We start from the raw sequence: 13,087 nt of genomic DNA on the forward strand, positions 1-13,087 counted from the left end.
GGTGACTGTCCACCTTGCTCAAGTGCCGTCCCCGCAGCGTGACTTGCGCCGTTCGGGTTTGGTTTCTCTCCGGGGCTGCCCGTCAGTGGTTCGGCGGGGCCGGCGTCTTGGCGCAGAGATACGGGCGCGCGAGCAGTAGCCCGGTGCTGGTCAGGGCGCTGCCGATGTAGACCGGCGCGAGGTGGATGAAGTTGGTGTAGTGGATCACTCCGTGGACCACTACGGCGGGCAGGAAGCCGGCGGTCGCCGCCGCGGCCAGGGTCCAGAACACCCAGGACTCACCTCGTCGCCAGCCCCACGCGCTGAGCAGGAGGATCGCCACGGCCGCGGACATCAGGGCGCCTCCGAACCCCGCGCGGTCGTGGGCGATGAACGGCACGAGCCGGGGATTGACGGCTTCCAGCGTCTGGGCGCTGGTGCCCAGGAAGGTCAGGTCGGTAGGCACGAAGACGCCGGTCAGGCCCACCACGGAGATCACGGCTCCGCCGACGAACAGCCCGGCGCCCGTGACGATCAGGAGAAGCTGGCCGGTCAGCGCCCGTCGGCGCTCCGGCTCCGGTCCCTCGGGGGCCAGGCGCCAGCGGGGTGCGTGCGGGGTGCGGCGGACCCCGGCCACGAACATGGGGAACAGGACGAGGGCGGTGGCCGTGTGGAGGGGTTCCACGAAGCCGGTGGCCAGGAAGTAGAACAGGGTGGGGAAGCCGATGGCCCCCGAGAGCAGATACACCTCGCGGGCCCAGGGCCAGCCGCGTCGGATTCCGCCCACGGCGAGGCCGGTGTAGAGGGCGCCGATCGCCACCATCGTGCCGGCCATGGTGATCCGGTCGTGCTGGAGGAAGTGCACGAGGTGGTGGTTGGCGGCATGCAGGTCGTGCAGCGTCATGCCGAGGTAGTCGCGGTCGTACCAGAGCAGTACCGGCCCGAGGGTGATCGCCGCGGCCCCGAGTCCGGCGCCGGTCATCCCGAGCCCGACGAGCAGCGCCCACCACCAGGCGGGCCAGCGGCGGGGATCGAGGCCGACGTCCCGTAGGTGTGGAGCGGGCGCGGTCGGTGTGGCCGCCTCGGTGACCCGGGCGAACCAGCCGGGTCCGGACTCGATGAGCACCCCGGGCCGGGCGAGGACGACCGTGCCCGGCTTCTCGAGCGCGGAGGCCGCTGCGGTGACCGACGGGTCGGACACGTGGACCAGGTGTGGGTCGTCGTCGCTGGTGAACCCGTCGACATGGGGTTTGAGGGCGGCTTCGACCTCGGGGTCGCAGGTGCGGACGACCAGCGGGATGGTGCGGTCGGCAGCGGCCTTGCGTACCGTCTCGGCGTCGGCCGCCGACACGGGCGCCACCTCGACGACACCGGCCCCGAGCGGGGGCATGGCGTGTATCGCTTCGCGGGCGAGTGAGGGCGGGACGGAGATGCCGAGGCGGACGGTCACGGGTACGCCGACGATGTCGCCGGCGAGCTGCTGCGGCGGATGGCGGTGGCCGAACCCGCGGGCGATGAGTCGCGCGCCGGCGGGGCGGGAGCCGATCCGGGCGAGCAGTCCCAGTGCGGTGCGCTGTGAACGGCGTCGGCCGAGGACGGCGGCGGCCGCCTGGCGCAGCGGGTGATAGGTCCAGTCCGGCATCAGTGGGTCTCGCTCTGTGTCGCGGTCGTCCGGTCATCGGGTGCGGTCCAGCCGAGCACCGGCGTCATGGAACGCAGGGTCGCTCGCGTCGGTGTCAGCCGGGCGGCGGTGTCGCGCAGCAACACCGCCGGCGGCCACGACAGTTGGCCGAGGGCGCCGAGCCGGGCGGAGCGGCGGGTGATGGCCTGGGTGCGCGGGCGGCGCAGCAGGTCGTACGAGCGGAGCGCGGCGGTGACGTCCGGGGTGCTGTCGAGGCAGTGGGCGAGGGTGACCGCGTCCTCCAGCGCCTGGCAGGCGCCCTGGCCCAGATTGGGGGTCATCGCATGGGCCGCGTCACCCAGCAGCGCGATGCGGCCGTGGACGAAGGAGGACAGGGGCGGCAGGTCGTACAGGTCGTGGCGGAGCACAGCGTCCGCGGGGACCGCGGCCAGCAGGGCGGGGACGGGATCCGGCCAGGATCCGAACCGGCGCAGCAGTTCGGCGTACTCGGAGGAGGCGGAGGCCGCTCCGGCCGGGAGCGACGCGGTCGCGAAGCAGTACATCCGCCCGCCCGGCAGCGCCGTATAGCCGAATCTCTCCCCGCGGCCCCAGGTCGCCGCGCCCTCGGCGGGCGGCTGGGGGAGGGGCTCGGTGACCATGCGCCAGGCGGTGTAACCGGCGTACCTGGGGCCGGCCGCGTCGGGCCACTGGGCGTGCCGGACCACACTGCGGAGCCCGTCGGCGCCGATGACGAGGTCGGGCCGGGACTGACCCCCACCGTGATCTACGACCGGGTGGTGGCCGTCGTCGTGGACCGCGGACACCTCGCTGCCCGGCCGCAGGCTCTCGGCGGGCAGTGCCTCGGTGAGCGCCCGCAACAGGTCGGCGCGGTGCAGGACCGTCAGGGGGTGGCCGAAGCGGCGTGCCAGTTCCGCGTTGTCCGTGCGGGAGAGCCACCGGCCCCGGCGGTCGCGTACGCCGCCCGCGGCCTCGACGGCGCCCAGTGCCGAGACGGCGTCGGCCAGGCCGAGCGCCTCGAGTGCGCGCAGCGCGTTCGGCCACAGGGAGATGCCGGCGCCGATCTCGGTGAACTCCGGTGCCCGTTCCAGCACCTCGACACGCCAGCCCCGGCGATGCAGGGCGATGGCCGCCGCGAGCCCGCCGATGCCGCCGCCGACGATGGTCGCAGCGCGCTGCGGCATGGTTCCTCGCTCTGTACTGAGGGGCACTGCCCCCGCTCTGGTGGCCGTCGATCCGGTGCCCGAGCGGTATGCGACGCGACGCAGGTCCGGCTGAGCAGCGCATCATAGCAACATGTCGACAGAGACCTGTCAACGTGCCTCCCGCCCCCTTGATGCGGAGCCGGGAGCTGGCTCCAGCAGTGCCCCGCCCTTGATATTCGAGTGAACGGACGGAATGCGCTGCGTAGGGTGACGCGCGTGGACCCAGCTGACTTCTACACCGGCATCGTCGCAGAGCTCTACGCACCGCTGAAGTCCTTCTCCCAGGACCCCGAGCCCTATGCGGCCTTCGTTCAGCGAGCCGGCATGCCGGCACTGGAGTTGGGGTGCGGCGACGGTGACCCTCTGCTCGAACTGCGCCGACGCGGTCTGGAGGTCGAGGGCGTCGACTCCTCCGCGGACATGCTCGACCGCCTCCGTCGCCGGGCCGACGAGCAAGGCATCCGTGCGACCGTGTTCCACCAGCGTATGGAGGCTTTGAAGCTGCCCCGCCGCTACCGGGCGATCTTCCTCGCCGGACCGACCTTCACCCTGCTCCCCGACGACGACGCGGCGCTGGCCGCGCTGCGCGGCATCCGCGCTCACCTGGCGGAGGGCGGCACCGCCCTGGTGCCGCTGTTCACCCCCGCACCGACCCCGGCCGAACAGATCGGCCGCGTCCGCACGGCTGCCGCACCCGACGGCGCCGAGCTTCGCGTGTCCGTCGTCGCCGAACAACGGGACGAGACAGCTCGAACACAGACGACGCTTCTGCGCTACGAACGCCACCATGCTTCGGACAGCAGCGTCGTGGAACGCCCGTGGATCCTGCATTGGTACACCCGGGACCAGTTCGAGAAGCTGGCCACGACGGCCGGCCTGACCGTGACCGCCGTCACCGATCCTGACGGCACGCCCGCCCCGGCCAGTGACACCGGCCTGCTGCACTTCCGGCTCCAAGCCGGCTGACCAGACCATCACCCCGAGTTGCCCTTCGCACGGTCAGCCGTCAGCGGCGCGTTCTGCGGGGCCGGGAGCGTCCGGCCAAGGCGTACGAGCGGCGACACCGCCATCACCACCGGGGACAGCAGCATGCCTGTGGCCGTCGCCAGGAGACTGGTGCGCAACCCCCAGGCCTCCGCGAGGAATCCGCCGAGCAGCGAGCCGAGGGGGGAGAGCCCCATGCCGACAAACGTGATCGTCGCGGCGGCGCGGCCTTGCATCCCGTCCGGAGTGACCGTCTGCCGGACGGCCATGACCGCCACATTCACCAACTGGCTGCCGACCCCGAACACGAAGTTGACCGCGAGGAGCGCGGGAACGGTCACCGCGGGGGAGCCGTGCAGCGCGGGTACACACAAGAACACGCCGTCGCCGAGCGCCGCCGCGGCCACGAGTACCGGGCCGTACCCGAACCGGTTCGGCAGACGGGCGGCCAGGATGGAGCCCAGGAGCGCGCCCGGCCCTGTCGCCGCGAGGGCCAGCCCGACGGCAGCGCCGGACAGGTGCAGTTCCCGCGGCAGGAAGAGCAGATAGACGGTCATCACGGCCGCGAACGAGAACTGGAAGGCGGCCGAGGCCAGGCACACGGTCCGCAGTGCCGTATCGCTGACGACAAAACGTAGACCCTCGTGGATCCGCCGCCAGACCCGCGAGGGACGTTCCCGATGCTCCGAGGTCGATTCGACTCGACGGATTCGCCGGATCGACAAGAACGACAGCGCGAAGAACAGCGCGCTGGAGACGGCAGCGATCGGCGCCGACAGCAGCGACACCAACGCACCACCAAGGGCGGGACCGCCGATCTGCGCCGCGGACCGGCTGCCCTCAAGGGCGCTGTTTCCGCGCACCAGTTGATCGCGTCGCACCAGCCGTACGAGACACGCCTGGTACGCGACGTCGAAGAACACCGACAGGGCCCCGACGGCGAAAGCGATCACGAACAGCGCGGGCAGGCCGAGCCAGCCGAAGAGGCCGGCCACGGCGACGGCACCCAGGGCAAGGGTCCGGCCCACGTCCGTCAACACCATCACCGTGCGAGTGCGCCACCTGTCCACCCATGCGCCGACGAACAGCGAGAGCAACAGGATCGGTGCCTGACCGACGGCACGCAGCACGCCCAGCTCGGTCGCGCCGGCATGCAGCGTCAGGACGGCGAAGAGCGGAAGGACAACCAGACCTGCTTGTTCCCCGAGTTGGGAGGCGGTCTGCCCCACCCAGAGTCTGCGGAAGTCGCTGTCCCGCCACAGGCTGGACGGAACGGGTCGACCGGAATCGGATACAGCGGAGGAAGCGGACGGCACGGGGATCCCTCGGGTTGCCGACAACGAGGCCTGTCACCGGGCACCCGACAGGTGCGCCGACGGTCCAGGCAGGAGAAGGCTCGCTGTGCCGCAACATCAAGGGCAGCACGCGATGACGGGCCGATCACGGCCTACGACGTCAACGCGCGCTCGGAAGACCGGGCATCTCTCAACTCCTCGTGGGCGACTCGCTGCACCCAGACGCTAGCTGTCGTCGGCCCGACACGAAAGGCGTTTTCGCCCGCCTCTCGCGTCGGGCCGAGCGGGCTGAACCCGGCGTACAGCCCTACTCGGCTGCGGCACCGATGCGCCGCAGCCACGACCGGACCTCCGCATCGGCCTTCCCGACTTCCTCGCCGCGCACCGCGAGCCCTTCTCCGATGGTCGCTTCCGGGCAGGAGGCCGCGTAGTCGCGCTCGGTCGTACCCAGTCCGCTCATCGCATGCGTCGTGACCGGACGGACGGTCTTTCCGCGGAAGTCGTACCCTTCGGCGAAGCTCGACATGATCATGGGTGCTCTGACGTTCCAGATGGGGCCGGCCAGCAGGAACACGTCGTAACGCTCGACTGAGGACAGGGGGTTGACGATGGCCGGCCGGGCGTCGGCGTTCTGTTCATCGAAGCCGTCGATGCCTACTCCGACGACTACGACGAGACGGTCGCCCGCAACGTCCGCGAAAGAGACCCGCCCCAGCCCCTCCGCGCTGGACGCGATCGCCCACGCCCTGCACCTGGACGACGCCGAGCACCGGCACCTGAGCGAGCTCTCCACCCGGGCCACGCGGTACGCCCCCGAAGCCCCTCCGCCGCCGAGCCGCAGCGTGCGCCCGGACCTGAAGCTCGTCCTGGAGACCCCGCGGCCGAGCCCCTTCGACACCGCCGAGGAGGTCGCCGCGGCCGCTGCGTTCCTGCTCGGCCGCGAGGCCGGCTTCATCACCGGGGCCGACCTCCTCATGGATGGCGGCGTGACCGCGGCGCTGCGTGCCGGTGAGCTGACGACGCCGTACCGAGCCGACAGCCGAGGCCGCCAATCCGCCCGGATCCGCAGTCCGGAGCCGGGCGGACGGCTGTCTGCGGATGTGCAGTGTCGCGGCCGGCACGAACCACGCGGGCGTATGGCGCGCGGCAACGGCCCTGGTGGACGAGTCTTCGGCCGCCCTCCACATGCGGCCGAGAACAGCGGGGGTCGTCATCCTGCGCCGCATCGTTTGAGGATCCAACGGTGACCCGCCGGCGCTGCGTCCGAGTGGCCGTGCGCGAGGGATGGCCGATCGGCCGAGGTGAACGACCGTGACCCGTGCGAGGGATGGCCGATCGGCCGAGGCGAGGAGCGGGCGCGCGCGGCGAGAGTGGTGATGTCAGCCGGGGTCGATCCGGCCGTGACACTCGCTCGGGTCCGCGGATTCCAGGAGCCCTCCGCCTGGTGGGTCCCTGGGCGGGCCTGGTTCCACTGAGAGGGCTCCCGCGTGCGGATACGACCAGGGCCGAACCGGCATGACCGCCGTGCGGCTGCATCGGGGACATCACACGACGCGGGCCCAGCCACCGAAACTGCGAGTGCGCACGGCGGCGGTCACCCAGGCCGCTGAGCGGATGACGCCGGCCACGGCAGACCACCCCGAAGCCGGCCGCCCGTCATCCGGAGCCGCGGATCGAGACACGGACGGCCAGCGCGCCTTGATCCTGTCCCGCCGCCTCTGAGACGGCCCGGCCTTCCCCCTCACGGCTCCTCACCGAACCCGGAAATCCGTCATGGCCCTGCAAACGCCCTCCGTGCTGCCTCCAGTTCTCCCCCCACCGCCCCTACGACGCCGGGAACCTCGGTCGCCCGTGCCTCAGGCGTCCCGAGTCCCGCTGCTCGCGGTCGCCGCCGTCCTCCCGCTGTACGGCGTGTGGGCTCTCTTCCTCGCGACGGGCGGCGGCGATCTCGCCGCGCAGTACGCGTGGGCGGGGTTCTTCACCCGGCACCCGGGCGCGCCGTACGGGCTCTTCTGGTTCGGCGGTGCGCACATCGCCAACTACAGCGTGCTGTCACCGCCGTTGATGGCGGTGCTGGGCGTCCGTACCGTCTCCGTCCTCGCCGGGGTGAGCGCCACCTGGCTGCTGGCCCGGCTGCTGGAACGCACTGTCCCGCGGGTGGCGGTGTGGCCGGCCCTGGTCGCCGCACTGGGCCTTTGGTACAACGTCGCGCTGGGCCGCACCACCTTCGCACTCGGCCTCGCCCTCGGACTTGCCGGACTGCTGGCCGTGGCCGGCCGTCCGCCCCGACCTTCCCGGCTCACCGCCGCTGCCCTCGGCGCACTGCTGGCGACCCTGGGCAGTCCGGTGGCAGGGCTCTTCCTGTTGGTCGCGGGTGCCGGCTATCTGCTGGACCGGCAGTACGGCAAGTCCCTCGCGCTCGCGGTTCCGCCCATCGCCGTGGTCGCCTGCACGACCCTGCTGTTCCCCTTCCAGGGCGAGCAGCCCATGGCGGCGAGCCGGATGGTCCTGCCCGTGCTGCTGTCGGCCGCCGTGGCGTGGGCGGCTCCGCGCGAGTGGCGGGTGGTGCGGGCCGGGGCCGTCGTGTACGCAGTCGGGGTCGTCCTATGCTGGCTGATCCCCTCGCCGATCGGCTCCAACGTGGAGCGGCTCGCCGTACATCTCGCCCCGGCGGTACTGCTCGCGGCCGCGCTCCACCGCCGTTCCACGGCGACCCGCAAGGGCATACGGCGGAGTCTTTCGCGCGGGGTGGCGCTGCTGGTCGCCGCTCTGTCCGTGTTCCACCTCTGTCTGACGTCGCTGGGGAATCTGCGTGGCCCGGACCCTGTCCCGGCCTGGGCTTCGCACACCGACGGGGTGTTCGCCGCACTCGACCGGCTGGGCGCCGACCGCACCAGAGTGGAGATGCCGACTGACGTCGACCATCGTGGCGCCACCCTCCTGGCCCCGCACGTGCCACTGATGCGGGGCTGGAACCAGCAACTCGACGTCGAGCGGGGGCGGCTGTTCTACGACGGCTCGCTGGACGGTCCGCGCTACCACGCCTGGCTGCGCCACTGGGCTGTCGGCTTCGTCGTCGTGTACACCGGTACGCCCGAGAGGTCGGCGGTGAGCGAGACCGACCTGATCGCGGCGGGGCAGGACTGGCTGGAGCCGGTCTGGCACGACCGGTACTGGAAGATCTACCGCGTCCGTGACGCCCGCCCGCTCGTGTCCGCTCCGGCCCACGTCAGGCTCGGGGGAGAGGCGGACCTGTCCCTGTGGATGCCGCGCGCCGGGACGGTGACCGTGCGGATCGTGTACTCGCCGTGGCTGCGTGCCGAGGGCGCCTGCGTGCGGGCGAACGGCCCGTGGACCGAGGTGACCGTGCGCCGTGCGGGCGAGTACCGGCTGACGTCCGGGTACGCCACCGGGCGCTCCCCCGAAAACGGCTGCGCATGATCACGAACCAGCGGACCGTACAGGCTGTACGACGCGGTCCGTCGCAGTCGCTGAAGAAGATGGACGACGGTCTGCGTCTGGGCGCCGACCACTACTACGCCACCAGCGACCCGGCCACCTTCGAGCAGTTGGCCGGCACCTTCGACCTGATCGTCAACACGGTCAGCGCCAAGCTCGACCTGGACGCCTACCTCGGCCTGCTGGCCGTGAACGGCGCCATGGTCAACGTCGGCGCCCCCGCCGAGCCGCTGTCGCTCCAGGTGTTCTCGCTGATCCTGCAGGGCCGGTCGTTCGCCGGTTCGCTGATCGGCGGTATCCGCGAGACTCAGGAGATGCTCGACTTCTGCGCCGAGCACGGCATCGGCTCCGAGGTCGAGGTCATCCCGGCCGAGAAGATCAACGAGGCGTACGAGCGAGTGCTGGCCTCCGATGTGCGGTACCGGTTCGTCATCGACACTTCGACGCTGAACTGACCGCACCGGCATGAGACCACCCCGCACGAGGAGCAGCGCCCCCTGGAGCCCTCGTACGGGGTGTCGCCGACCGTGAAGGCCGGGAGCGCCTACTGGACGAGCTCCCAGTCCTGCGAGCCGTCCGTGGCCGCGTTCTGCAAGGTCAGAGGTGCTCCGTCGGTGGCGCCGGTCAGGTACAGGCTGGTGTTCTTGACCGACTGCAGCTTGTAGAACCCGTCACTGGTCTTGATCAGGTTCCAGCTGCCGGTGGCGCTGTTGTCGACCCATTGGCCGATCCGTTGGCCGGCCGTGGCGTTGCCCGTCCAGATGGCCGCCGCGCGGCCGCCCGACTTGTTGAGCAGGGTCGTGCCGCCGTTCGGTTCGGTCACCACGTGCCAGTACTGGGTGTCCGGGTTGGCCGCCGCGCCGGGGTCCTCCAGGACGATGTCGGGAACGTCGCCGTTGCCGAGGTTCGCGTCGTTGGAGTTGTTCCCGGTACCGATCACCTGGTCGGTCTTGCGGTTGACCAACTGGTAGTAGGCGCCGGCCGATTGGCCGAGGTCGACCTCGGCGTAGGCGATCGTCGACGTGCCCTGGTTGTTGAGGATCGCGATGCGGCCGGTGCCCTCGACGTACTGCAGGTTGCGGCTGTAAGAGGCCGGTGAGGTCGTCTGGTACTCCTTCCACGTGCCGTCGCTGCGTCCGCTCTCGTTGACCCAGACGTTGCCGCTCGCGGCCGCGTTGTAGACCAGGCGCCCGCCGGGCAGCCTGATGATCACCGGACTGCCGTTTCTGGCGAGCGGACGGGAGCCGGAGTCGACCGGCAGGGAGGCGATGTCCGCGCCGGTGGCGGAACCCCGGTAGAACTCCAACGGGTTGTCGGCGACCACGTACCTGGTGTTGGCTCCGCCGCCCCAGTACTCGAAGGGGAGCATCCACTTGCCGTCCGTCGTGCGCACGACGTTCGCCATGCCCGGCCGCCCGCCGCCGATCTCCGTCTTGCCGCCTCCCATGCTCTGGGTCAGTCCGGCGACGTCGACAACGGGGCCGCTCCACTGCGCACTACGACCGTCCCAGGTCTTGTGGGCGAGGATCTGGCCCAGGGAGTCCGTGGCCGTGTCGTTGGCGGGGTCCAGCGTCGGGACGCCGGTGCTCGCGTTGAAGCCGGTGTAGTCGTTCTCGTCGGAGTAGTAGCAGACGAGTTGGCCCTTGTAGACCATCAGGTACGGCTCCCACAGGGGATCCACCTGCTTGTTCGTGTTCGCGGCGGCGATGTTCTGCCCGGTCGCGCCCGCACTGCCGCCCTGCCAGCCGCCGGTCGCGACGATGTTGAGGACCTTCCACGTCGCACCTTCGTCGGTGCTGGAGTACAGGGCTATCGCCAGGTCCTTACGGTCTCCGTCGTTGGACGGCGTCCAGTTCGGGTCGGCCGCCTTGTGCTCCCTGTAGTAATAGTCATCGCCCGACACGACGCTCGCGAGGAGCAGCGTGCCCTGCTTCAGGTTCCCGACGTCCTGCGGAAGCGTGTAGAGGTACGGGTTCGTCCAATTGCTCGTGTACTTCGCGTACTTGGGGTCGCTGGAGAGGTACGCGGGAGCCTTGACCTCCGACAGCGGCTGCCACGACGTGCCGTGGTCGTCGCTCTTGTACACGGGGAGGGTCTGTCTGTCGGCACTGTCCGTAGCCGACACGACCGTGGACTTCTCGAACGACGCGACCAGACGCCCGCTCGGCAGCTGCGCCGACTTCGGGTAGACCGCGCAGTTGCCCCGCCCCTTCAGACACGGTTCGCTGCCGAGCTGGTAGAGGATTCCGCCCGTCGGGTTGTACGCCTGCGCACTGGAGGCGGGTATCGCCAGCATCGCTGATGCCGCGACGAAGGTGCCCAGCGCTTTTCCTGCTCTTCTTGTGTGCATTGCCCCTCCTGGGGGATGGCCACGGTGGTGCCGGTCAGGGGTCGGGTCAGGCGACGAGTACGCGGACGTCCCAGGCGCCGAGCTCCAGCTCCGTGCCCGTGGGGAGGGCGGTGCCGGTCAGGGCGTCGGAGAGGTCCACCGGTGTCTGGACGCGGGCGGGCTCCCAGCTCCAGTTGTGGACGATGTGGACGCGGCGTCCGTCGGGTGAGGTGCCGGTCGTGGCGGTGACGGATTCCGGGAGGTCCGTCCACGCGTCGCGGGACGCCGGTGTCATCCAGGCGGCCAGTGCCCGGGCGAGGTCGCGGCCGGGGACGGTGCCGACGGTGGTGACGCGGCCCGCACCGTGGCGGCGGGTGGTGACGGCGGGCCAGCGGCCGAAGTGCGGGTGGTCGTACTCGACGAGGACGTCGGCGTCGGTGACGGTCAGGCCTTCCGCCCAGTGGGTCGCCGTCGCGCCCTCGGGCAGGTCCAGCGGTCCACCGGACGCCGAGCGCGCGGGGACCTTTCGTACGAGGTTGCTGAACTCGTCGTACTGGACCCCTGCGGCGTCGACCAGCCGTCCGGGCGCCGGCTCGTGGCGGGCCCGCGCCTCGTGGTCGGCGTAGCCGGTGCGCGGGCCGAGGATCAGGTGGCCGCCGGCTTCCGCGTAGGCGGCGAGCCAGTCGAGTGTCGAGTCGGCGGCGATATACAGCGCCGGGACGACGAGGACGGGGTGGCGCTGGGCGGCGTCCTGCGGCGTCATTCCCTCCCGGTCGCCGCGCGGGTCGTGCAGCTGGCGGGCGTGGACGATGCGGACCTGGCGGCCTGCGTCGAAGGCGCCGCGGTAGAAGGGGTCGAAGATGCGGTGGTAGGCGGTCGGGTCGGGCTCGCCGTCCGGCTTGGCCAGCGGCGGGTACTTCTGCATCAGCCACTTGCTCGGCGTCGAGTACACCATCGTGATGTCGGCGTCCGGTTCGAGCCCGGCCACCAGCGGGCCCGCGGCGTCGAACTCCGCGCCCAGCCGGGCCAGTTCCGCGTAGGTACGGCCGGGCTGCCCGGTGTGGGGCAGGATGCCGCCCCAGTAGGTCTCCGCGCCGAAGTGCAGCGTGTGCCAGTGCCAGTACTCGATCATCCGGGCCCCGCGCCCGACCAGCGCCCAGGCGGCCTGGCGCCACTGGCCGTCGTAGGCGGGGCGGTTGTCCCACGGCATGCCGATGGAGCCGGCGTTGGTCTCGGTGACCAGGAAGGGCTCCTGGCGGGAGGAGTACATCCAGTCCGCGGTCTGGTAGAGCGCCCAGACGCCGGTGGTCTGCCAGCCCTGCTCGAGACCGTCCGGCGTGGGGTCGGGCAGCAGCAGATCGTCCTGCATGCCGTAGTACGCGTTGCCGGTGGCGATGTCGAGCCGGTCGGTCAGCTCGTCGTCCTCCACCCCGGGGCGTTTGTAGGAGATGCAGGTGGTGACGAACTGCTCGGACTGGGCGTACTCGCGGACGAGGTCGGCCTGCCAGCCGATGAACTCGGTGACCTGTCGGGCCTGGAACTCCCGCCAGGCGACGTCGTACTGGGGCTGGGCGTTGCCGTCCGGGGTCCACAGATCGGCCCAGGTCGACAGCCGGTGCGACCAATAGACCAGTCCCCACTCGCGGTTGAGGGTCTCGACGTCGCCGTACTTGGCGCGCAGGTGGTCGGTGAAGCGCTGGAAGACGCCGTGGTTGTGGAAGAGCTCCAGGCCGGGTTCGTTGTCGACCTGGAAGCCGATGACCGCGGGGTGGTCGACGTACCGGGCGACGATCTTGCGGATGATCCGCTCGGCGTGGAAGCGGAACGCGGGGTGGGTGAAGTCGACTTCCTGGCGGGCACCCCAGCCGATGCGCTCGCCGGTGCGCCGCTCGCCGGTGATCTCGGGGTACTGGCGGGCGAGCCACGGCGGGACGGCGTACGTCGGGGTGCCGAGGACGACGGAGATGCCGCGTTCGTGGGCGCCGTCGAGGACCGGCTGGAGCCAGTCGAGGTCGAACCGTCCGTTCTCCGGCTCCCAGGTCGACCACACCGACTCACCGACCCGGATGACGGTGACATGGGCCTCGGACATCAGGTCCAGGTCGGTCTTGAGACGTTCGTCGGGGCGCTCGTAAGGCTGGTACTCGTGGTAGTACGCGGCACCGAAGAGGACGCGGGCAGGCAGAGCCGGCATGAA

The 13,087-nt window shown here is 71.0% G+C and carries 9 protein-coding genes and 1 pseudogene; 4 read left to right on the top strand and 6 right to left on the bottom strand.

Features of this window, described 5'->3' with window-relative positions; translation table 11 throughout:
- Positions 1-82 precede the first annotated feature (82 nt).
- Together OHU89_RS45185 and OHU89_RS45190 are read right to left on the bottom strand one after the other, a co-directional pair.
- Complete coding sequence (locus OHU89_RS45185; protein WP_405651609.1) at positions 83-1,621, bottom strand: hypothetical protein; 1,539 nt, start codon at positions 1,619-1,621, stop codon at positions 83-85.
- Entirely contained in the window at positions 1,621-2,802 is a 1,182-nt protein-coding gene (locus OHU89_RS45190) for an FAD-dependent monooxygenase (protein WP_405651612.1), read from the bottom strand. The genes OHU89_RS45185 and OHU89_RS45190 overlap by 1 nt, the downstream gene beginning before the upstream one ends.
- Positions 2,803-3,039: 237 nt before the next feature.
- Between OHU89_RS45190 and OHU89_RS45195 the strand changes: the two genes are divergently transcribed.
- Entirely contained in the window at positions 3,040-3,789 is a 750-nt protein-coding gene (locus OHU89_RS45195) for a class I SAM-dependent methyltransferase (protein ID WP_405651614.1), read from the top strand.
- 8 nt (positions 3,790-3,797) lie between these two features.
- Here the strand turns inward: OHU89_RS45195 and OHU89_RS45200 are convergent, their stop codons facing one another.
- Entirely contained in the window at positions 3,798-5,123 is a 1,326-nt protein-coding gene (locus OHU89_RS45200) for an MFS transporter (protein ID WP_405651617.1), read from the bottom strand.
- Positions 5,124-5,409: 286 nt separating this feature from the next.
- Positions 5,410-5,838 (bottom strand): flavodoxin, encoded by a 429-nt coding sequence (locus tag OHU89_RS45205; protein WP_405654928.1) that lies wholly within the window; start codon positions 5,836-5,838, stop codon positions 5,410-5,412.
- Between OHU89_RS45205 and OHU89_RS45210 the strand changes: the two genes are divergently transcribed.
- The 3 genes and pseudogenes from OHU89_RS45210 to OHU89_RS45220 all read left to right on the top strand — a co-directional run.
- Entirely contained in the window at positions 5,753-6,349 is a 597-nt protein-coding gene (locus tag OHU89_RS45210) for an SDR family oxidoreductase (RefSeq protein ID WP_405655121.1), read from the top strand. The two genes, OHU89_RS45205 and OHU89_RS45210, sit on opposite strands and share 86 nt — an antisense overlap.
- Before the next feature lie 604 nt (positions 6,350-6,953).
- Entirely contained in the window at positions 6,954-8,543 is a 1,590-nt protein-coding gene (locus OHU89_RS45215; protein ID WP_405651619.1) for a hypothetical protein, read from the top strand.
- 41 nt (positions 8,544-8,584) lie between these two features.
- Positions 8,585-9,016: pseudogene (locus tag OHU89_RS45220) on the top strand (zinc-binding dehydrogenase); the annotation flags it as partial.
- Positions 9,017-9,105: 89 nt separating this feature from the next.
- On the opposite strand, the gene OHU89_RS45225 reads toward OHU89_RS45220, so the two are convergent.
- Entirely contained in the window at positions 9,106-10,911 is a 1,806-nt protein-coding gene (locus OHU89_RS45225; protein ID WP_405651622.1) for an RICIN domain-containing protein, read from the bottom strand.
- Positions 10,912-10,957: 46 nt separating this feature from the next.
- Positions 10,958-13,084 carry a beta-galactosidase gene (locus OHU89_RS45230; protein ID WP_405651624.1) on the bottom strand — a complete coding sequence of 709 codons (2,127 nt, stop codon included), beginning with the start codon at positions 13,082-13,084 and terminating at the stop codon, positions 10,958-10,960.
- Between the last annotated feature and the right edge of the window lie 3 nt (positions 13,085-13,087).

It is taken from the genome of Streptomyces sp. NBC_00019, assembly GCF_045041015.1.
Lineage (GTDB): Bacteria > Actinomycetota > Actinomycetes > Streptomycetales > Streptomycetaceae > Streptomyces.